The sequence below is a fragment of the Prevotella vespertina genome (genome assembly GCF_009728485.1).
In the GTDB taxonomy this organism is placed as follows: domain Bacteria; phylum Bacteroidota; class Bacteroidia; order Bacteroidales; family Bacteroidaceae; genus Prevotella; species Prevotella vespertina.
This window is the reverse complement of sequence record NZ_VVIQ01000004.1, coordinates 1-21315: the sequence shown is the minus strand read 5'-3', so window position 1 is coordinate 21315 and position 21315 is coordinate 1. Positions and strand designations below refer to the sequence as shown.

Annotated in this window: 16 protein-coding genes; 6 read left to right on the top strand and 10 right to left on the bottom strand. The window is 42.6% G+C overall.

Annotated features, from left to right (window positions below):
* Positions 1-6: 6 nt before the first annotated feature.
* Genes F0475_RS04850 through F0475_RS04840 form a run of 3 tightly spaced genes read right to left on the bottom strand, consistent with a single transcriptional unit; the run spans position 7 to position 4683 of the window.
* Positions 7-2211, bottom strand: a complete 2205-nt coding sequence (locus tag F0475_RS04850; protein WP_155715727.1) for a S9 family peptidase — start codon at positions 2209-2211, stop codon at positions 7-9.
* Positions 2201-3688 (bottom strand): THUMP domain-containing class I SAM-dependent RNA methyltransferase, encoded by a 1488-nt coding sequence (locus F0475_RS04845; protein ID WP_155715726.1) that lies wholly within the window; start codon positions 3686-3688, stop codon positions 2201-2203. Before F0475_RS04845 ends, F0475_RS04850 begins: the two co-directional genes overlap by 11 nt.
* 50 nt (positions 3689-3738) lie before the next feature.
* Positions 3739-4683, bottom strand: coding sequence for a serine O-acetyltransferase (locus F0475_RS04840; protein WP_009435856.1), 945 nt, complete (start codon positions 4681-4683; stop codon positions 3739-3741).
* Between the two features lie 170 nt (positions 4684-4853).
* Between F0475_RS04840 and F0475_RS04835 the strand changes: the two genes are divergently transcribed.
* Together F0475_RS04835 and F0475_RS04830 are read left to right on the top strand one after the other, a co-directional pair.
* A complete protein-coding gene (locus F0475_RS04835; RefSeq protein WP_155715725.1) occupies positions 4854-5564 on the top strand; it encodes a glycoside hydrolase family 25 protein in 711 nt (236 codons plus the stop codon).
* A 145-nt stretch (positions 5565-5709) separates the two neighbouring features.
* Positions 5710-6873, top strand: a complete 1164-nt coding sequence (locus tag F0475_RS04830; protein ID WP_155715724.1) for a penicillin-binding transpeptidase domain-containing protein — start codon at positions 5710-5712, stop codon at positions 6871-6873.
* Between the two features lie 130 nt (positions 6874-7003).
* Here the strand turns inward: F0475_RS04830 and F0475_RS04825 are convergent, their stop codons facing one another.
* From F0475_RS04825 to F0475_RS04810, 4 genes are all read right to left on the bottom strand, one after another.
* The gene (locus F0475_RS04825) at positions 7004-7852 is read right to left on the bottom strand and encodes a patatin-like phospholipase family protein (RefSeq protein WP_155715867.1); all 849 of its coding nucleotides are present in this window, start codon (positions 7850-7852) and stop codon (positions 7004-7006) included.
* A 236-nt stretch (positions 7853-8088) separates the two neighbouring features.
* Positions 8089-9231 (bottom strand): cytochrome d ubiquinol oxidase subunit II, encoded by a 1143-nt coding sequence (locus F0475_RS04820; RefSeq protein ID WP_009435798.1) that lies wholly within the window; start codon positions 9229-9231, stop codon positions 8089-8091.
* The gene (locus F0475_RS04815) at positions 9228-10763 is read right to left on the bottom strand and encodes a cytochrome ubiquinol oxidase subunit I (protein WP_155715723.1); all 1536 of its coding nucleotides are present in this window, start codon (positions 10761-10763) and stop codon (positions 9228-9230) included. The genes F0475_RS04820 and F0475_RS04815 overlap by 4 nt, the downstream gene beginning before the upstream one ends.
* An 84-nt stretch (positions 10764-10847) precedes the next feature.
* Positions 10848-11063 carry a DUF4492 domain-containing protein gene (locus F0475_RS04810; RefSeq protein ID WP_009435948.1) on the bottom strand — a complete coding sequence of 72 codons (216 nt, stop codon included), beginning with the start codon at positions 11061-11063 and terminating at the stop codon, positions 10848-10850.
* Positions 11064-11259: 196 nt separating this feature from the next.
* Between F0475_RS04810 and F0475_RS04805 the strand changes: the two genes are divergently transcribed.
* The 4 genes from F0475_RS04805 to F0475_RS04790 are packed head-to-tail and all read left to right on the top strand — an operon-like array spanning position 11260 to position 16371.
* Positions 11260-12765: a TolC family protein gene (locus tag F0475_RS04805; RefSeq protein ID WP_155715722.1), complete on the top strand. Its 1506-nt coding sequence runs from the start codon at positions 11260-11262 to the stop codon at positions 12763-12765.
* A gap of 47 nt (positions 12766-12812) precedes the next feature.
* On the top strand, positions 12813-13796 hold the full coding sequence (locus F0475_RS04800; protein WP_155715721.1) for an HlyD family secretion protein: 984 nt from the start codon (positions 12813-12815) through the stop codon (positions 13794-13796).
* 23 nt (positions 13797-13819) lie between these two features.
* Positions 13820-15031 carry an ABC transporter permease gene (locus F0475_RS04795; protein WP_155715720.1) on the top strand — a complete coding sequence of 404 codons (1212 nt, stop codon included), beginning with the start codon at positions 13820-13822 and terminating at the stop codon, positions 15029-15031.
* 50 nt (positions 15032-15081) lie between these two features.
* Positions 15082-16371 carry an ABC transporter permease gene (locus tag F0475_RS04790; protein WP_155715719.1) on the top strand — a complete coding sequence of 430 codons (1290 nt, stop codon included), beginning with the start codon at positions 15082-15084 and terminating at the stop codon, positions 16369-16371.
* 215 nt (positions 16372-16586) lie between these two features.
* Here F0475_RS04790 and F0475_RS04785 read toward each other — a convergent pair whose 3' ends face one another.
* The 3 genes from F0475_RS04785 to F0475_RS04775 form a co-directional block, all read right to left on the bottom strand.
* Positions 16587-17132, bottom strand: coding sequence for a hypothetical protein (locus F0475_RS04785; protein ID WP_155715718.1), 546 nt, complete (start codon positions 17130-17132; stop codon positions 16587-16589).
* Positions 17133-17196: 64 nt separating this feature from the next.
* Positions 17197-19806, bottom strand: coding sequence for a thiol protease/hemagglutinin PrtT (locus F0475_RS04780; RefSeq protein ID WP_234422961.1), 2610 nt, complete (start codon positions 19804-19806; stop codon positions 17197-17199).
* A gap of 429 nt (positions 19807-20235) precedes the next feature.
* Positions 20236-21129 carry a helix-turn-helix domain-containing protein gene (locus F0475_RS04775; RefSeq protein WP_155715716.1) on the bottom strand — a complete coding sequence of 298 codons (894 nt, stop codon included), beginning with the start codon at positions 21127-21129 and terminating at the stop codon, positions 20236-20238.
* Positions 21130-21315: the final 186 nt, after the last annotated feature.

The following is a 21315-nucleotide window of genomic DNA, read 5'->3' as shown; positions in this document are numbered from 1 at the left end:
GCCTTGTTACTTTTGCTTGAGGTTATCCTCAAAGTATTGTGTAATACGTTCGTGTAAGTGTACACTTTGATGTCCACGCATATTGTGAGGCTCTCCTGGATAGACAAAGAAGTCTGGTTGAGTGCCTGCAGCGATACATGCTTTCAAGAAAGAATATGCGTGTTGAGGGACTACGACAGGGTCATTTAGTCCAATGATAATCTGTAGTTTGCCCTTGAGATCCTTAGCTTTCTGCAGGAGAGAAGTTTGTGCGTAACCCTCTGGATTGGTCTGTGGTGTGTCCATATAACGCTCTCCGTACATCACTTCATACCATTTCCAATCAATGACAGGACCACCAGCAACACCCACTTTAAACACCTCTGGATAGTTAGTAATTAGTGATATCGTCATGAAACCACCGAATGACCAACCATGAACTCCTATGCGGTTCTTATCGACATAAGGCAATGATTGAAGATACTTAACGCCCTCCATTTGGTCTTTCATCTCTTCTTGACCAAGGTGACGGAATGTTGCTTGCTCGAAGTCTTTGCCTCGGTGCTCACTACCACGATTGTCTAATATAAAGAGGAGATAGCCTTTTTGAGCCATGTAAGTCTCCCATCCACGTGAACCCCAGTTCCATGAAGCATCCACGTTGTGTGCATGTGGACCTCCATAGACGTATATCACGGTTGGATACTGCTTATTAGGATCAAAGTTAACAGGCTTTACCATGCGCCAATAAAGGTCTGTCTTGCCATCCGCTGCTTTGATAGTTCCATTGGAGTATTCCGGTACATTGTATCCCTTCCAAGGGTTAGGTGCGGTGAAATAATTGGTTCGCTGTGGGTTAGCACCTACTGCGATAATGTCATACTTACGTGGGACTGTTGGCTCACTATAGTTATCCAGCAACATACCACCATCTTTGCTTAATGTTGCGAAGTGGTAACCACGACCATTGTCAAGCAGTGTTCGTTTGCCAGTAGATACGTTCACAAGCCACGTATTACGCTGAATTGGGTTGCACTCGTTGGATACATAGACGATACTCTTTTGTTTCGTATTAAAGCCGAGCACGTCTATTACAACCCACTTACCGCTTGTGAGCTGCTTAATCTGCTGTCCCTCCTTATTAAATAGGTATATGTGGTTGTATCCATCCTTTTGACTTTGAAGGATGAACTCATTGTCGTTCCAAGGCAAGAAGACGATAGGGTGCGTTGGTTCTACGTACTTCGCATCTGTCTCGCGATACAATTCTTTGAGCTTCTTACCCGTTGTTGCGTCATAAGAAACAAGTCGGCAATCGTTCTGATCACGATTGACTTCAAACATATAGATGGTTTTCTCGTCAGGACTCCATGCTATATTCGTAAAGTAACGATCGGTCGGATCACCTGCTTGAAGGTACTGAACCTTGCCAGTAGAGGCGTCATAGACACCGACAGTCACCTTATGTGAGGTCTCACCAGCCATAGGGTATCTAATAGGTGCAGCCTTTGCAGCACGTGACTCACCCTTTTCTGGTGTCCAATCAAGCTCTGGAATGTCAACAAGAGGATATGCACTAACCATGCTCTGATCCATGCGATAGAAGGCTAGACGATTACCTTTTGGACTCCAGAAGAGTCCCCCGTTGATTCCAAACTCATCTCTGTGAACACTCTGACCATATACTATATCGCTCGAACCATCAGTCGTTAACTGATGCTCCTTACCATCCTTCTCGGTAACAAACAACTGATGGTTGCGCACGAAAGCGGTCATACCTTGTTCGTTCCGATCGCTTGCCTGTGTGTTAGAAGGACGTGTGATTCGCTTTTCAAGTTTATGAGTCTTGAAGTTAACAAATAGGTCTTCTGTGCCATTCTTAACCATCACCACGGGGCGATCAGCATATGGGAAAACGGCAGAATAGAGGTGTCGTACAACCTCATTCGACTTCTCCAAGCCTGCCCAATGATTGATGTCATCGAGGCTGAAAAGGCTTGTCTCCTTACCAGTCTTACTATCAACAAGAGAGCAAGAGTTGAGGTCTTGTCTTACTAACTTGCCTCCCCACCACGTTAGATAACGTGCTTCTGGGCGCATGTTACGATAATTGGTACCACCGAAGTTAAGGTCTTCTAAGGTGAACTGACGCTGTGCCATACTTGGAGTAGGACGTAAAAGTCCCGTGAGAGCAACGAGCCCCACGAGACTAAGTAATGATTTAATCTTCATGTTTATACGTGTTTTTGCCACGGTAACCACCGCGCTTGTTAGATTTATCAAAGCGTTTCCCGCCAAACTTCCGATCGTCGTTCTGCTTGAAAGGACGTTTCCTATTGCGGTCTTCACCATCGAACTTAGGACGACGACTTGGGCGTTCGTCGCGGAACTTGCCACCACCGAATCTACCCTTGTCAAGGCTGTGGAATGTGAAAGAACGTATGTCCGCCTCAGCGTTCTCATCGTTCTCTTCAAGTCTCTTCTTAAACTCTCGCTCCTTTTTAAAGCGGTGTTTCTGTGCCATCTCACGCTTTTCTTCTTCGGTTTTGATGATTCCTCCGTCATGACGGAAGGTGCTCATCTTACCATCAAAGAGCTGATAACGACGGAACTCACACTCCAACGAGCCATTATAAACAGGTATCTTAATACTTGGTTTGAGCCCTATTTGACGGAAGCACTCCTCTCTGTAAGACAATATCCACGCCTCATTACCCATAAACTGGTGCTTGAGTCGCTCGCCAATCATCTTATATGTGCCTAAAAGATTAGGTGTTGATATGCGTTCGCCATACGGGGGATTCATCACAATAATGCTCTTCTCCTTTGGTTGAGAGAAGTCCTTGAAGTCTTGCTGTTCGATAGTTATATCACGAGAGAAGCCTGCTGCAGCTACATTCATGCGTGCCGTATTGACCGCCTTCATGTCTGTATCATATCCAAAGATGTGATGTTTGAACTCACGTTCTTGTGAGTCATCGTTGTAAATCATATCGAATAGCTCCTGATCAAAGTCTGGCCACTTCTCAAAGGCGAACTCTTTTCGGAACACACCAGGCGATATGTTGCGTGCAATTAACGCTGCCTCGATAGGCAAAGTGCCTGATCCACACATTGGATCAATAAAGTCTGTCTCGCCTTGCCAACCAGTCATTAGAATCATACCAGCGGCTAACACCTCATTTAAAGGGGCCTCCACGCTCTCTTGACGATAGCCTCGGCGGTGTAGAGACTCACCACTAGAATCGAGCGAAAGAGTGGCATTGTCTTCTGCAACATGTATATTCAATCGAATGTCCGGATTGCTTACTGATATGTTAGGACGTGTACCCGTTCGCTCTCTAAACTGGTCTACGATGGCATCTTTCACCTTATAAGTAACAAAGCGAGAATTGGTGAACTCTTCGGAATAAACTACTGAATCGACAGAGAAAGTCTTACCTTCTTGGATGTATTGACTCCAATCGATCTTACGCACCTCATCGTACATGTCCTCTGCACTACGCGCCTTGAAATGTGCGATAGGCTTAAGTATTCGGATGGCAGTGTGCAACTGGAAGTTGGCACGATACATAGTTTCTTTATTGCCCGTAAACGCTACCATGCGTCGACCAATTTGTACATTGTTAGCCCCGAGATTGGTTAACTCCTTTGCTAATACTTGTTCCAAGCCCATGAAGGTCTTAGCGATAAGTTCAAATTCTTGCATTATGTGTGATATAAATTATATACAATTAAAGTGCTGATAAGGGTTCTCTCTTATATTCCTCCACCATTATCAAAGTCGGTGTTAAGGATATCTACTTTTGTTTGTTTATACTTCTTCGACTTCGGACGCATATCTCTAGTCACCCAAACGTTGGCTCCTATGACGCAATCTCGACCTATCGTAATGCGACCAAGGACGGTTGCATTGGCATAGACAACCACATTATCTCCGAGTATTGGATGTCTTGGAATCCCTTTTATAGGCTTTCCTTCTTTGTCAAGAGGGAAACTTTTGGCTCCAAGTGTCACTCCCTGATACAGTTTAACATGGTTTCCGATGATACAAGTAGCCCCTATCACTACACCAGTTCCATGATCTATTGTGAAGTGAGAACCAATGCTTGCAGCAGGATGGATGTCTATTCCCGTCTCAGAATGCGCCATTTCCGTAATCATACGTGGGATGAGTGGAACGTTCTCAAGTACTAGCTCGTGTGCTAAACGATAGTTGATGATAGCCTTAACGGCTGGATAACACGAAATCACCTCGCCTTGGTTGCTTGCAGCAGGGTCTCCATCGAAAGCCGCCTGAATGTCAGTTGAAAGCGTCTTACGTAGTGTTGGGAACTTCTCAATGATTCTTTCTGCTATCTTGTCAGCCTCCTCCTTCATACATACTCGCTTATCGGCGGCATTGGGGCAATGGCAATCTTCATTAAAGCAAAGCCCTGCCATGACCTGACGACTTAGTAGTTTATGCAGTTTCTCAACGCTCACCCCAATTTGATACTGTATAGTCTCTGTGTTCACCGAAGACCTCCCGAAGAATCCTGGAAAGAGTATGGAACGAGCCAAACTGATAATTTCTTCCAGTTCAGAAGCCGATGGCAAGGGGTCACCATCACGATGTTCGTGGAAGAGACCTTGCAGGGCTTGAGGTTTCGAGAGCTCATTTATGGTGAGAATGAGCTGTTGGGTGATGTCCTGACTACTCATTTAACTGATGTATCAATATGTATTTACGTTGCAAAGATAGTCATTATTCTCGGATTTTTATGTGTTTGTTCGGGAAAAATATGGTAATTTTGTAGTTAGTATTAGTTGTTATTTAGGATAAAACTAACGTATTTTTAGAGCAAGGATAATTCTTTTTTAGATTACATTCAATGGCTAAGTTATCTTATATTAGACCTTTCGGTATCGTCTGCTTATTGTTTTCTTTGTTGCTGGTGAGTGTTCAGACTGCTACAGCTAAGTCTTCCAAAGAGCCGAAACGTCACTTCGATGGCATCGACGTATCGCACCATCAGGGTAAAATCAACTGGTCGGAAGTGGCAAAAAACCGCCAGATTCAATTCGTATATATCAAGGCAACGCAAGGAACTACTATAACAGATGAATATTACAAACGCAATATTTGCGAGGCTCGTAAGCATGATTTGCGGTGCGGCTCCTATCATTATCTATCCTCAAAGACGCCCATTCGTGCGCAATTCCGCCATTTCTATCGAACGATTAAACGCTATTCTCAGGATCTCATACCGATGATTGACGTTGAAAGAGAGGGTGTTCGAGGGTGGACACGCAAGCAAGTTCAAGACAGTGTAGCCGTCTTTGCGTGGTTAATAAAGAAGCATTACGGGAAGAGACCATTGATTTACTCGCAAGCAAACTTCTATAATTCGCACCTTGCGCCACGCTTTAATCAGAACTTCCTGTTCCTTGGTAAGTATAGTGCGGAGCGTCCTTCGATTAAGGGAGTAGGCCGACATAACATCTGGCAGTTTAGTGAACGGGGTAGAGTAAACGGCATCCGAGGCTTCGTCGACCTAGATCGTTTCATGTCAGGAACGTCACTTAGCAATATTCGCCTTTAGTTTGATTGACATTTAATGAGCTCTTTCTAAATAAATTATAAACTATCCGAAGGTTGCTAATGGGCTTCATTTTTATTTGTAATTTTGCCCTCCAATATGATAGCTAAGTATAAGAATAATAGTTTAAGATAAAATTTAATAGTAGATGTATAAGTCATTTAGTAACAAGATAATTGCTTCTTTCAAGATAGCAATACTATCATTACCATTTCTAAGTATCGGTAGCTTGCATGCACAAGAGTTTCATGAGCAAGCTCCCCTCACATTCCGTCCATTGCTGCAAGAGCTTGGAACGAATCTGATGAAGGGTAAGAAAGGGAGTATCGTGGCACTTGATCCAGCCACGGGAGAGGTTCTTTGCATGGTAACCAATTCTCCCGATGGTCCTAATGACGGCTTAGCTATAGCCACAGCTTACCCTCCTGGCTCCACAATTAAGCCTGCTCAAGCCTTGATTTACTTGTCGGAAGGATTGGTAAAAGCCGATACGAAGATTGCTTGTCACGATGGTTTTCGTGACGGAAACATAAGGGTGAAGTGTCATCACCATTACTCCCCAGAGCCTTTAATAGGTGCTTTGGCGGTATCATGTAACACTTGGTTCCTCAAGTCCTACCTCTCCATGATAGGCAACACACAGAAGTATGGCACTAAAGATGAGGCTGTCACGGTGTGGCGCGATTACTTAGTTAGTATGGGATTAGGCGGTCCTTTGGGTATAGATATGCCTGGCGAACGAGGCGGACTGGTAGCGAATGTGAACTACTTAACACGTCGTTACAAGACAGGTTGGACTCCCAAGACCATCATGTGGGCTGGTATGGGGCAAGGAGACATCACTGTTACGCCTCTTCAACTGTGTAACCTCGCAGCCACAATAGCCAATCGTGGGTTCTTCTTCACCCCTCATATTCACAAAAACACTGATTATGCGCCCCTTCCTTCACGCTTCCTTACACCGCATTCAACCAAAGTTTCGGCTGCTGCTTACGGTCCTGTGATAGAAGGAATGCGTCAAGCAGTGACGAAGGGAACGGCTACAATACTAAATGGAACAACCTATCCTGTCTGTGGAAAGACAGGTACTGCAGAGAACGCAGGCAAAGATCACTCTGCATTCATTGGTTTTGCACCGATGAATCATCCGAAGATTGCCATCGCCGTGTACGTTGAGCATGGTGGTTTCGGTGCTGATGTGGCTGCTCCGATAGCTGGTCTTATCATGGAGAAGTACCTTAAAGGGAAACTTAGTCCTAAGTCATTAGCACTCGCAAAGAGGGTAGAGAAGATACAAACCATCACCCAGTAAGAGGCAGAGGAATAGGGGGTTATGTTCCTATTCATCCTCCCTTCAAAACAAAGAGGGCGTTCCGTCATAATAAGGAAAGGCTCTCTTCATGGCAAAGAAACGCCCTTCTCACATGGAGAAGGGCGTTTCCTTATTCGCTAAAGAAAGCTTTTATTTCTTCTAAATGCTTTGTTGCAACCTTTCTGCCATGCTCGTATGTGGCTTGCATATCGTCTGGGTTGTGTGAAAGATGCCCTATGGTTAGGACTGCCTCGGGGCGTAAAACGAGTGTGTTGGACTTCTTTTCCTCTTGACGAACATACTCTAACTGGTTGTTATACATGATATGTCGCTGTTCTAAAGCACGTATGATGCGAGGGTGGCGACGCAACCAAAGACGCATAAGAGGCATGAGTTTGTTAGGTTCCTTCACGTAGTTAGCTGGTTGAGTGAGCACAACTAGGTTGCGATCGTAGCCCTGCTCTTGGAAAAAACGCAATGGGATGGAGTCGGCAATACCACCATCTAAGAGTTTCTTACCCTCTACTGTAACGATACGAGCGGCTATCGGCATTGAAGCAGACGCCCGAATGTATTCGAGACAGTTGTTATCCACTTCCATCAAACGCTTATATACCGCCTTGCCAGTGCCTACGTTCGTGCAAACTGCCCAAAACTCCATAGGGTTATTATTGAATGTCTCAACATCAAAATAGTCTAGATGACGAGGCATATAATGGTAAGCATACTCACCACCAAAGTAGTCTCCGGTGGTTAGAAGCGAACGGAAGGAGGCGTAACGCCAGTCATGTGCTAACTTCTTATTATACCTTATGACGCGTCCAGGCTGTTTCGACTTGATGTTACAACCAAAGGCTGCACCAGCAGAAACACCTATAACGCCATCTGGTAATAGGTTGTTTTCCATGAGAATATCTATTACACCAGCGGAGAAAAGCCCACGCATGGCTCCTCCTTCAAGTACTAGTCCCTTCTTCATTGCCATGATCTTTAGTTGATCTTATAACTTATAAGGTTGCTCCTCAACGATACCTTATAAAGGTAGAGAGCCTTGCAAAGGTATATAAAAATAGACTAATAACAGGCATGGGAAACCTTAATAATGCTTTTTTAGTTGGTTTTAAAGGACAAAGAGAAAGGTGAGAGAAGAACCTACAGATAGGTTGCAACTCTCACCTTTGATGGTTTTCTATGTTTGAAATATGCGCTTACAAATTAATAAGCATGGTCATCCTCTGTTATTTCTTGTCTATCGATAGCCTTCTTATCAATGGCTCTCCAAGCATAAACAATGTATGCCAAGACGAATGGAACGAGGAAACTTACGTAGAACATAGCCTTGAGTGTGAACTCACTTGATGAGCTGTTTTGAATGGTCAAAGAGCTCTGTAAGTCGGCAGTAGAGGGATAGTAAGCTGTGTTGTTCCATCCTGCAATGAGGAAGAGAACCAATACCACACATACAACTCCTATACCTGCAGGCCATATACCACGCACATAATTGGGTTTAAGGATGGTCTTGATGATTCCAAAAAGAAGTAGGACAACACCCACAAGTAGAATAATTGCCAATGGCCACATCGTTAGTAGGTTGTTAAAATACTTCATTGGTTCCATGACGATAGTACCTGCTTCATTTACCGCATAGCCCTCGCTGAACAAAGTAACAATGAGGAAAGGTAAGAAGAAGAGCAAGAATAGGATGGTATTAACCAATAACTGCTTGCGAACACGGGTACGGATTGTATCGTCGTTCACATTATTATTAATGTAGAGCGTACCCAGGATGCGTGCTAAGAACACCACCGCAATACCAAAGATGACTACCCAAGGATTGAGCAAGACGTCAAGTCCACGTGAACCATTAGCCCAATGAGAGATAACGGGTTGCATACTATTGGTGATGTTAGCCTTTTCAACGATGAAGTTAGAGCCTGTGAAGAAGGTAGCAACAGCTCCGCCTAAGAGCAATGGACCAAGAATACCATTGATGATAAGGCATGTTTGGAACGTACGAACACCAAAGATGTTACCCGCCTTGTTCTGAAATTCATAGCTAATAGCCTGTATGATGAATGTAAACAGGATTAGTAACCATATCCAATAAGCACTTCCAAAGCTCGTACTATAGAACAATGGGAATGAAGCAAAGAATGCCCCGCCGAATGTAACAAGTGTTGTAAAGGTGAACTCCCACTTACGTCCAGTGGAGTTAATCAACATTCTGCGGTCGTCAGGAGTCTTTCCTAACTGGAAGATCATCGAGTTAGCGCCTTGTACGAATAGTAAGAAAACGAGCAACGCACCCAATAGTGAGATGATAAACCACCAATAGTTTTGTAGGAAATAATATGTCATAGAGCTGGTCCTTTCTTTATTTGCTTACACATAATACTAATCTCTACGGTTAACATAGCCGTAAATAACACAAGAAAGAGGAAGAAGGTGAAGGCGATACCACCGCTTGACAGGTCACTAACAGCAGCCCAAGTAGGTAGCATATCTTGTATTGTCCAAGGTTGACGACCAAACTCGGCAACAAGCCAACCACTCTCACTTGCAATGTAAGCGAGCGGTATCAACGCTAGTCCCAGATATTGTAACCAACGTGGACGAGTAATGTCTTTCCTATAAAGAATGAATAACATTAGAGCAAAGACAAGGATGAATAAACAGCCAAGACCTACCATTGTGCGGAATGCCCAGAAGTTAATTGGAATGTAAGGTACCAGTTGGTTAGCATCTTTGATATAGCCATAACCAAAGTATTTCATATCACTATCAAGGATCTTCTTATTGGTCTCCTTGTTCTTTCCTGCACGATAGTCTTTGAGTGCTTGAATGGCTCTCTTACCTCTTTCTTGCTTCTCTTTCAAGGATGGTTCTTTGGTTCCATCTGCCTTAGTATAGCCCTTGATAATGTCTCGAACACCAGGAACATAGCCAGTAGTAGACTTTGTTGCGAGGATTGATAACATATTGGGAACTGCCACACGCATAGGTGGTTCAGACTCATTCATATAGTCTGGTTGACTAAAAGGATTGACCATTGCAATACCAGTAAGGCTCTGGCTATTGCCTCCCTCATACAATGCTTCCATTGCAGCGAGCTTCATTGGCTGTGTTTGAGCTACCATGTAAGCAGACTCATGACCTGTAGATGCTGCTAAGAGAGAGGCTACTAAACCAACAATAGAACCTATCTTGATACTTTGCTTAGCGAGTTCCACGTGGCGTTTACGCAATAGATACCAGCAACTTACACCGACGGTGAAGGCTGCACCAAGTACCCAAGCAGAGGTGACTGTATGGGTGAACTTATCTATAGCAAACGGACTCAAGGCTACGTCAAAGAATGAGGTCATCTCGTTACGCATCGTCTCTGGGTTGAAAGTACAGCCTATTGGATATTGCATCCAAGCGTTGGCAACAAGAATCCACCACGCTGATAACGTTGCACCTAAGCCTGTTAACCATGTCGAAGCGAGGTGAAAACCAGCAGAGACCTTCGACCATCCGAAGAACATAATAGCAACGAATGTGGACTCCATAAAGAACGCTAAGATTCCTTCTATTGCTAGTGGAGCACCGAAGATGTCGCCAACAAACCAAGAGTAATTACTCCAGTTAGTACCAAACTCGAACTCTAGTATGATACCAGTAGCCACTCCCATGGCAAAGTTAATACCAAAGAGTCGCTGCCAAAACTGGGCTGCTGAGCGCCAAAACTCCTTACGCGTACGGTAATAACAGGTCTCCATAATACCCATAATGACAGCTAATCCTAGTGTCAAAGGGACGAATAACCAGTGATAGATGGCTGTCAGTGCGAACTGCGCACGCGACCAGTCAACTGTTCCTGGGTCAATGGTTAAGAGTAGGTTTTCCATTGTTTCTCTGTTAATTATTAATTGTTTTGAATTGAAATAAATGTCATTTGGGTTAAAAACAAGCTACTTGAATAGTCGTTGTGACTAACGTTTCAAAAGCTGTTGCTCAACAAAGTCACCTTCTTTACCAGGCTTTGTTCTTTGTTTTAAGTAGTTTGGAAAGAAGAAAACTTTAAGCACTAAGAAGATAATGACTAGCTTAACTATAATCACCATCCATAATGTCTTGCCTAAAGTCATGTGCTTGAAGCCATCATAATAGAGGTCGTATGCACGATAAAAAAAGCTCTTCTTTGTCACGATGAAATGTTTTCTTACTTTGTATTTAATACAGATAATGGTTGCAAAGATAGTTATTTATTTCTAAAGTTGTCCTATACTTCCTTAAAAATAGGTGTTTTTTTTTAATTTAAGGATTAACATACTCTATTTGACAAGTAAGTCATTTAAAAAGGTTATATTTGCATTCTCCAATTTAAAAGTGTAACAATTATAAATGAGAAGACTATTTACTTGTGTACTAGTACTCTGTACTTTCCACAGCACCTATGCGCAGAATGTGTTGTCATTAGCCCAATGTAGAGAGTTAGCTTTGCAGAACAATCGACAGTTGAAGATATCTAAGATGACTGCAGATGTTGCTGAGAACACACATAAAGCGGCTAAAACTAAATATCTTCCAAGAGTAGATGGGCTTGCAGGATATCAACATTTCTCACGCGAAGTGTCGATTTTGAATGGTAAACAGAAGTCTGCTCTTACCAACATCGGGACTAATTCTGTAGGGCAGTTGGGTAATCAATTAGGTCAGAGTTTAAGTTCTCTTGCACAGCAGGGGATGATTAGTCAACAGACAGCACAGCAGTTAGGTCAGGTATTGAATAGCATTGCTTCTCCATTGACACAGGCTGCCAATAATATTGGAACGACCATCACTGACGCTTTCCGAACCAACACTAGGAATGTTTATGCTGGTGGTGTCATCGTCAGTCAACCTATTTATATGGGTGGAGCCATTAAAGCCGCTAATGACATGGCAGCCCTTGGTGAGCAGGTAGCACAGAACAATATCGAATTGAAAAGACAGCTTGTTCTATATGGTGTGGATAATGCTTACTGGCTGGCAGTATCGCTCAAGAAGAAGCAAACACTTGCCCTTCAATATCGCAACTTGGCACAGAAACTGGATGATGATGTCAAGAAGATGATCAACGAGGGAGTAGCTACAAGGGCCGACGGATTGAAGGTTGACGTTGCAGTTAACACTGCCGACTTACAGTTAGCACGTATTCAAAGCGGTGTATCACTTGCTAAGATGGCATTGTGTGAACTATGTGGTATTGGTCTAGATGGGGATATTCTATTAGCTGATGAAGGAGATGCTGATATTCTAGCAACGCCTTCCCCTCAACTTGACAACCGCTTAAAGGCAGCCTCAGATAGTGCCACAATCACAGCAAAACGCCCCGAACTGCGTTTATTACAGAATGCTGTTGACATCAGTAAGCAGAACACCAAACTTGTTACAGCACTCTATCTCCCTCACATCTTACTAACAGGTGGATACTCAGTGATGAATCCTAACGTCTTTAATGGGTTTCAGAATCGTTTTTCGGGAGTATGGAATATTGGTGTAACAGTGCAGATGCCGCTATGGACATGGGGTGCGAATCGATATAAGATACGTGCTAGTAAGACGGCAACGAGTATAGCACAAATGGATTTAAATGACGCTCATAAGAAGATAGAACTTGATATTGAACAGAGTCGTCTACGGCTCAGAGATGCCAATAAGGAGCTTGCCACAGCACGAAAGAATATGTCTGCAGCAGATGAGAATCTACGTTGTGCGAATGTTGGTTTTCGAGAAGGTGTGATGACAGTAACCGATGTCATGACAGCTCAAACTGCCTGGCAGACAGCTCGCACAGCGATAATTGATGCAGAGATAGCTGTTAAGTTGGCACAAACGAGTGTTCAGAAAGCTATCGGAGAGCTATAATATATAAAGGTGAAAATAGGTTCTTTAAAATTAAAACAACAATATTTATGTCAGCAAAATCACAACATAATAATATCCTTCTAGCTGTTTTAGGCTTTGTTAGTGTGGTTATCATCGTTGCAGTGATTGGTTATTTCACGATTGATCGCAGCCCCGAAATTATCCAGGGAGAGGTTGAAGTGAGTGAATATCGTGTAGCTTGTAAGCTACCAGGGCGTGTTACAGAGCTCATGGTAAAGGAAGGTGACTATGTTCATAAGGGTGATATCCTAGCAAAACTGGCTATTCCTGAAGCCAATGCACAGGAGAAAGTGGCTGAAGCAACCGCTGGTGCGACCGATGCCTTGAGTGCTTTAGCCGAGGCTCCAACACGTCGTGAGGCTGTTGAAAGTGCTTATCAGGTTTATCAACAGGCTATTGCTGCGAACGGAATAGCCGAAAAGACCTATGGACGTATGCAACGACTCTTCGACGAGGGAGTAATGAGTGCACAGAAGCGTGACGAGGCGAAGGCTGCCTTTGAAGCAACTCAAGCAGGTGTACAAGTCGCTAAGTCGCAATGGGAACTAGCCAAGAGTGGGGTGCGAGAGGAGGCAAAGTTGGCTGCAAAGAAGCAGGCTCAGGCAGCACGCTCGGCTGTTGATGTGGTTCGTTCAGTACTCAAAGAGACTGTTCAACGTGCAACAGCTGATGGCGAAGTAGAGACCATCTATCCTAAAGTGGGCGAACTCGTTGGATTTGGCAGTCCTATCATGAGCATCTCAATGGTCAATGATATATGGGGCACATTCAATGTTCGTGAGGATCAACTAAAGGACATGAAGATTGGAGCGAAGCTCAAGGTCTATGCCCCAGCACTTGACAAACAGATTGAAATGCGGGTTACCTCACTCAAAGACCAAGGTTCATACGCTGTTTGGAAAGCAACGAAGAGTAACGGACAATACGACTTAAAGACCTTCCAAGTAAAGGCTCGTCCAGTGCAGAAGGTAGATGGTCTAAAGCCCGGTATGTCATTGATTATTAAATAAAGAAGGCGGTTTTTCTTTTTATAATGAAGTTATCATTCAACATAAAATCGTTTTTCAATTCTCTTGGTAAGGGTGTGCAAAGACTTCTCGCACTCTCTTCTCGGGAAGTGGGATTGATGGTTCATAACCCAATCTACATCTGTTGTATGGTTGTTTTCCCATTAGTTACCATCATCTTCTTCACTTCCTTGATGCATGAAGGGCAACCCGAAAAGCTCCCATGTGGCGTTGTTGACAATGATAACACCTCTACCACACGTGCTTTAATACGACAGTTAGATGCCTTCCAAAGTACACATGTAGTTGCTCATTACAATAGCATTGCCGAGGCAAGACAAGCTATTCAACGCAATGAGATATATGGATTCTTGTATATCCCAGCAGGAACTACAGCCGAACTCATCGCTCAACGCCAGCCACATGTATCTCTTTATTATAGTAATGTGACGCTTGTTGCAGGTGGAATGTTATACAAGGATATGAAGACAGTGACCGCTCTTGGGTCGGCAGCAATGGGTGCGGCAAAGCTCCAAATGCTTGGTAAAACACCTAAAGAGATTAAGGAGTTCATACAGCCGATAGCCTTAGATGTTCACATGATAGGCAACCCGTGGATGAGTTATAACATATATTTAACGAGTATCATGGTACCTGGTATCCTCGTGTTATTTATGTTACTCATCACCGTCTATTCGATAGGAACAGAGTTAAAGTTTGGTAGGGCGCACCAATGGATGCAGCTAGCTAATAACAACATCATGCTTGCTGTCACAGGAAAACTTCTCCCTCAAACGTTGATATTCTTAACTATCTTCCTCGGATATGAGTGGTATGTCTATGGCTACCTGGACTTCCCTCACCCTGGAGGATTGCACATGATCATCCTAATGGCAGTGCTTACTGTCCTCTCATCGCAGGGCTTTGGCGTCTTTGTCTTTGGTCTTATCCCTTCCTTACGCATGTCTATGAGCGTTTGTTCATTGTGGGCTGTCGTTGGTTTCTCAGCCTGTGGAGCTACCTTCCCACTCTTTGCTATGGATGGAATGATAGAGTCTCTGGCACAGATAATACCGCTTCGTCATTACTATATGGTTTATCAGCTTTGCGTCTTCAATGGTTTCCCTCTTGTTGAGGCGTGGGTCAATGTGATGGCTCTAGTAGCCTTTGCAGTCTCTCCCATACTAGTTCTATGGAACTTGAAACGTGCTATGCTGGAATATGTTTATATACCATAACTGATTGAACATATCCTTTGCTTGAAAGGAATAAATGCTGATAATTATCTATGTCGAATAATAATAAAACAAGATTCACACTGAGAGAAGTACTCAAGAAACCGCTTGACTTTCTTTCATCTATCTGTTATATCTGGTGGTTAGAATTGAAGAGTACGGTGAAAGATGAGGGTGTGTTAATATTCTTCTTACTAGTTCCTCTTGCTTATCCGCTGCTTTATTCGTGGATTTATAACAATGAGGTGGTGCGTGATGTGCCTGTAGCTGTTGTCGACTTATCGCATACTGTTTCTTCAAGGGAGTTCATTCGTGACTTCGATGCAGCCCCTGATGTGAAGGCTGCATACTATTGTAATAGTCTAGATGAGGCTAAGAACCTTGTTGGAAAGCAGGCAGTTCACGGGGTATTATACTTTCCTTCTAACTTTGATGAGAGCTTGAATAGGGGGGAACAAGCACATGTTGGGGTCTATTGTGATATGAGTTTGATGTTAACCTATAAGGCTATCTATCAAACAGCACAAGCAGTTGCACTCGAGATGGGGGCTGACAAAGTGAAAACTCACTCTTTTTCATTCACAAAAAGGGATGAGGAGCTGACCACGGAACCCATGATTGTTGACGCAGAACCCATCTTTAACACTACAGGTGGCTATGGTAATGCTATCTTACCAGGCGTTTTAATCCTCATCTTACAGCAGACTTTGCTCTTAGGAATAGGCTTATCGGCTGGTACAGCACGTGAGAACAATCGCTTCCAGGACCTTGTTCCAATCGGAAAGCACTATGATGGAATCCTAAAAATAGTCTTCGGCAAGTCGTTCTGTTACTTTATGGTCTATTGCGTGATGGCTGCTTACGTCACAATGGCAGTCCCGCACTTCTTCAGCTTTACGATGTTAGCACGCCCAACTGACCTCTTTTGGCTCTTAATACCCTACTTGCTTGCTGTGATCTTCTTTGGTATGACCCTCTCATGTCTCGTTCGCTATCGTGAAAACGTCATGCTCCTTGTGGTCTTTACGTCCATTCCTTTCCTATTCTTAACAGGTGCTTCTTGGCCTCAAAGTAGTATTCCAGGGATATGGCAGGGCTTCAGTTGGATCATTCCGTCCACCTTTGGCGTTCGTGGCTATCTACGAATAGCATCAATGGGAGGCACTATTAATGACATTCTCCCTGAAGTGAGAGCGTTATGGATACAGGCTACTATCTATTTCTTTACTACTTGTTTCGTTTATAGATATCAGATTATCAGTGCTCGTAAGCACGCTATTTCGCATTATCAGATGATACAAGATAAGATCAAGAAAGAGCGTCAGAAGAAGGGTCAGAATTAATCTTCTGTATAGGAGTAAACAATGGTTTGTTTCCTATACTATCATTCTTTAAAAGACAGGAGATTGCTTCCTGCTATCAAGAAGAGCCTTTCCTTGCTAGAAGGAAAGGCTCTTTTCATTACGAAGAAACGCCTTCTTTCATTTGAAGAAGGCGTTTCCTTTATTCCAAAGTCACGGTTACTTGCTCTTCTGAAGAGCGTGTGGAGGCTTTCAACTTATAATTTCGTCATGTGATAGCCCATGGTCTTTAATTGCATAGCTGCCCCCATGGTGTAAAGCTGATGGAGTGCTGCTACATAAGAGTGGAAAGCCTCTGGACTACCAGGAGCTAATCCTAAATGATGAAGGAGACTATTTGTTCGTGCGGCACATTCGCCTACAACACTTGCTAACCGTTGATGATCTTCGGCTGAGAGAAGTAGGACTTTCTCACAAATATAGTCGTCCATGTGGTCATAATCAATGCGATCACGAAGATAAGTATAGAGGTTTTCCACCTTATTATATAGTTCCCAATCTTCATCCCAATACTTGGCAACAGCCATACCAACATACATCATCCAGCCTAAGGAGACTGTGGGATAAGCTGAAAACTCCCTTGTTCCGTCTGGTAAATACGCCTGGGCAATCTCTAGCCATTTCCCTTCAATATCAATAGCATCTGGTAACATCTCATCCACAAGACCATGTTCTTGCAGATAGCTTACCAGGTTATTCTTAAACTTCTCTTCGTTAGGATATTGTAATTCTGTCGTTTCCATTATGCTTATTGTTTGATATGCAAAGTTACTAAATAGCTTTGAGACATTGGTTGGGAATCATTAATTAATGGCAAATTAACTTCTTCGTGAAACTTCCTTTATCGGTAGTCACCTTTATAATATAGGCTGATGGAGCTAGTGGAATGGCAACTCTATCTCCCTCATTAATCGCTTGATGGCGAACGAGTTGCCCATTAATCGTATAGATATCAACGTGTTTTAAACCACTATGTGTTACCTCTAATAGTCCATTGAGATAGCTGATTTGTTCTTTAGAATGTAATTCGTCAATGCCATCAGGCGTTGGAATGTAAGATCCATTAACGATAGAGACGAGTAGGGGAGAAGCCTTTCTTGGCCATAAATCTAGCTCCTTACCATCTATATTAGCGATGAGGGCTAATCGATATTGCCGATTATTGATGAGCTTTAAGTCCTTGTCTTTCAGCCATCCACTCATGATGGTAACACCATCCGAGGCGTTCGCTAGATTGATACTATTCGGGTAAGTCGATAGCGGAATATGCTCTTTAGTTTCGTTATCTATAAGAGTTAATATGACAGAACCATTGTAATTCGCATCCTCCTTGGCGTAAATAAGGCATCCAACTTTGATGAGTCCTTCTCGACGAACATCTATATTAGAACTCTCGATGGACTCTTGTGCATTGTTCTGAACAAATCCAAACGCATTAGAAAGGAGTTCCTGAGGGCGGTCAACCTTTATGACATCAATGTAACAAGGCTCTATCTGATTCACATCACCTACTATACAAGTCTCATCACTATAGTCGCTTGTTATGGTTGCACGCAGTCGGTAATGCCCTGGGAGGAGGTTATCTGGAAGTGAAAGAAGTAGGTTTAAACGGGTTGTTGCAAAGTCATCAAAGTCGACACTCTTAGTAGTATGCGTATAAACTGATTGGTCTTTATCGTTTAAGAAATCTAGTTGTATCTTACCATCGAAAGGCTTAGCACATAGCTTACGAATGGCAAGATGAAGTCTAAAGTCGCTGCCCGCTTGCACCTCCCCATCGGTAGTTGGCAATGAAGCAAACTGGAAGGAAGTATCTAAAGAAGGCTTTTCACGATAAGTGATATTAGCCCCTTTAACCTCGAAAACATAGCGTGGAGCCTTCTTTATCATCACCCATTCGCCCCATTCTCCATTGTCTTTTCGAGCACAGACAATAGGTGAGAGAGAGTAGACACCATCGTGAAGTCTACTTAAATCAATCGTGAAGGTAACATCTTGAAAGACGAGTCCTCCAGACACAATCTTACCTTCATTCATCTTAAAATACTCCTGAGTATAACCACCTTTGCTATGACTATCTGATGGAAAAACAGCTATTGTCTGTCCTTGTTCATCATAGATACCAACTCCAAAATCGCCTTGGAAAGTTATAGAACTTTGATTTGTAAAGTTCTTATAGGCTATCTTCTTCTGTACTAAAGTGGTTGGTTCACCGCCTATAAAGTGCAGGTCAGCTTCGTTATTAAAGGCTATGTTAGGTGCTTCCTCACGCAATTTGTAGTCAATCTTAGCCACTCCTGCTTTATTCGGATGGGCTAGGATGATGATTAATTGCTTCCCGAAACTCAACGCATTACCATTAAATTCCTTGCCAGAAGAGCTTATGTTTAAGGCTCTTAACGAATAATAGCCATCCGCCTGACCACCCCAACCAAAGTTCATGTGTATCAAGTCATTACGATCAAAGCCGTCGGCTACCCATGCATGACCGCTTCTGCCACCTCCAGGATTGCCTGATATATAAAGAGGAAAACCATTGCGTAACTCATTCTTGATTATCTCGGTGAATTGCGTAATGCCCTCATCTCCCTTGGCAATCATTGTTGCGTCATAATTAAAATACGTACGAAGTGCATTCAAAGCACTACCATTTTGAGCACTACTTCCACTATTGGAATATTGCATATTAACCGATACACCAACATCACTCATTAGGTGGGCAACAGCATTGGCTTGCGCTTCGTTGTAGTGTCCATAACGATAGTCATTGTCCATTAAGTCCCACTGATAGACTGATTTAGAGAAGTCCGCAGAATGTTGCTGTTGGTCAACTGTTGTTGTATAGGTATGTTGTCCGCTGCCAGCAACAGGCCACTGATGATAGAACATCAGCTGTGCCATGGCGGTTGCAACGCATCCCGTGTAATAGCCAGTGTACTTATTATAAGGTGATTCTTGGCTCCAATGAGAGTGGAGGAGAGGCTTGACTTCATCTTTTGAACTGGTTGTCTGGGATGAAGATGCAGCTGTAGAAAGTTTTGAATTATTATTAAGTTCTTTGTAAACCTGGCGGTATTCATGGAGAAGATAGGCTACTTCTGGATTCAACCGAGTTGTATCCATGGTTCCTTCATGGCTATATGCTAACACTTGCCCCATGGCATCGTTGCCTGCAACAATTACGAATCCTTTGCCCTTGGAGTCGTTATATATATAATAAGGTGTACTTGCTTGTTTATATGGTAGACTTGAGGTGACGCCTGAAGAACTTCGTGTAAGAATCTTACGTTGGGTCTTTTTGTCTACATTGACATAACGCCTTGCGATGTTAAGAGCCTCTGCAGGGGTAATGTTATCAGCATACAAGTTTGTAGAAAACGATAACATCATGCAAAGACAAGTAGCAATCATTCTCATTGCTAAGCATCTTTTCTTATTTGTCGAACTGTTAACCTGTATCCAGGATACCAATTTCTTCGTTTCTAAAAGCCTAATTATTTCCTTTTGAAAATTAATCTTCTTGATTTGTGAAAACGTTTTCGTCATATTTTTAAATATATCATCTTTCTTCAATAAATGCCTTTTTAATACTTTTTGAAGGTCTCATCTTTCTTCGATAAGTACTTTCTTAATACTTTGGGTAAGTATTATCTTCTTCAGAGAAAAATATCATTTTAAACTGATAGTATCATTAAGTTATCTACAAAGATACACTTTCTTTTTCACATAACAGCCTTTTCTCATCAACAATGACAACCTTAAAGCACAAAAGGAGAGCCTCTCTTTAATTTATTTATCATAATTCCTATTACTATTAAAAGGCGTCTTCTTGAATAATGAGAGGTGTTACTTCTTGTTACGGTATTCGTTTGGTGTAAGTCCAGTTCTACGTTTAAAGAACTTACAAAAGGCACTGCTTGAAGAGAAATTGAATGAGGATGCAAGTTGTTTAAGCGTTTTATTTGAATTTCTAAGGGCTACTTGCATAGAGACAGTGAGTGAATTTTCTATCCATTCACGGGCTGTTTCTCCTGTTTCCGATTTGATAATAACACCGAGATAATGCGGAGTTACACATAAGTTATCCGCATAGAACATAATCTCATGTTCCTTCTTTGAATACTTACTAATAAGGTGTACGAATGCTTCTGTAAGTCGCTTTGTTCGCGGCTTATACTTCATTTCAGCCTCTTGATAGGACTTATAGAAATGATAAACAAATTGCATTAACGATAAAAAGAGTGCATCTATTACCTTTGTATCCAATGCTTCACAAGAAGACAACTCGTGTAACAATACAAAATAACTATGCCAAATATTGAAGTTGAGCTTTGTTAATTGCCAAATAAAGATCTCTGCAGGTGATAAGAATAACTTAGGTAGAGATGCAGAGAAGACAGCTTTAAGGTAATCCTTACGTATGGCGATTCTTTCCAAGACAATATCTTCAGAGGAAGAAACATTGACCATGACAGCTCCCCAGTTCACAAACAAGAGATCGCCAGCATTACAAACGTATTCATTGTTGTTTAATTGTATTGTAAATGATCCTTGCCTCACAACGTCAATATGTGTAAACTGAGATGGAAGTGGCGGCGTTCTACCTTCCATTGAAAGGAATGGTGATTTGTGCAAAACTGATATTGAGAACTTTGCACCAGCCTTATCAAGACCAATCCTCGTCACTGTGTCACATTCTAAAGGGTCTTTAAAATTATTGTTAGCGTGTATATTTATCATGCTTTTAGTTTCAGTTTAAAGCTTATAAAAGTTTTGTTTTAAAGATACAAATAAGTATTCCTCAAATCCGCAACTAAGCCCTTGAAGGTTCTTATTGCGTTTACACGTCCTCTCATTACTGAATTTGCAGATAATTTGAACTTGAAGCACCCACTTCTGCCTACAATATCCCCTTACCCCACAATG

Excerpts from the sequence above, each read along its gene's own strand:
- F0475_RS04850 (WP_155715727.1), bottom strand. The coding sequence starts at position 2,211 with ATGAAGATTAAATCATTACTTAGTCTCGTGGGGCTCGTTGCTCTCACG.
- F0475_RS04845 (WP_155715726.1), bottom strand. The coding sequence starts at position 3,688 with ATGCAAGAATTTGAACTTATCGCTAAGACCTTCATGGGCTTGGAACAA.
- F0475_RS04840 (WP_009435856.1), bottom strand. The coding sequence starts at position 4,683 with ATGAGTAGTCAGGACATCACCCAACAGCTCATTCTCACCATAAATGAG.
- F0475_RS04835 (WP_155715725.1), top strand. The coding sequence starts at position 4,854 with ATGGCTAAGTTATCTTATATTAGACCTTTCGGTATCGTCTGCTTATTG.
- F0475_RS04830 (WP_155715724.1), top strand. The coding sequence starts at position 5,710 with ATGTATAAGTCATTTAGTAACAAGATAATTGCTTCTTTCAAGATAGCA.
- F0475_RS04825 (WP_155715867.1), bottom strand. The coding sequence starts at position 7,852 with ATGAAGAAGGGACTAGTACTTGAAGGAGGAGCCATGCGTGGGCTTTTC.
- F0475_RS04820 (WP_009435798.1), bottom strand. The coding sequence starts at position 9,231 with ATGACATATTATTTCCTACAAAACTATTGGTGGTTTATCATCTCACTA.
- F0475_RS04815 (WP_155715723.1), bottom strand. The coding sequence starts at position 10,763 with ATGGAAAACCTACTCTTAACCATTGACCCAGGAACAGTTGACTGGTCG.
- F0475_RS04805 (WP_155715722.1), top strand. The coding sequence starts at position 11,260 with ATGAGAAGACTATTTACTTGTGTACTAGTACTCTGTACTTTCCACAGC.
- F0475_RS04800 (WP_155715721.1), top strand. The coding sequence starts at position 12,813 with ATGTCAGCAAAATCACAACATAATAATATCCTTCTAGCTGTTTTAGGC.
- F0475_RS04795 (WP_155715720.1), top strand. The coding sequence starts at position 13,820 with ATGAAGTTATCATTCAACATAAAATCGTTTTTCAATTCTCTTGGTAAG.
- F0475_RS04790 (WP_155715719.1), top strand. The coding sequence starts at position 15,082 with ATGTCGAATAATAATAAAACAAGATTCACACTGAGAGAAGTACTCAAG.
- F0475_RS04785 (WP_155715718.1), bottom strand. The coding sequence starts at position 17,132 with ATGGAAACGACAGAATTACAATATCCTAACGAAGAGAAGTTTAAGAAT.
- F0475_RS04780 (WP_234422961.1), bottom strand. The coding sequence starts at position 19,806 with ATGAGAATGATTGCTACTTGTCTTTGCATGATGTTATCGTTTTCTACA.
- F0475_RS04775 (WP_155715716.1), bottom strand. The coding sequence starts at position 21,129 with ATGATAAATATACACGCTAACAATAATTTTAAAGACCCTTTAGAATGT.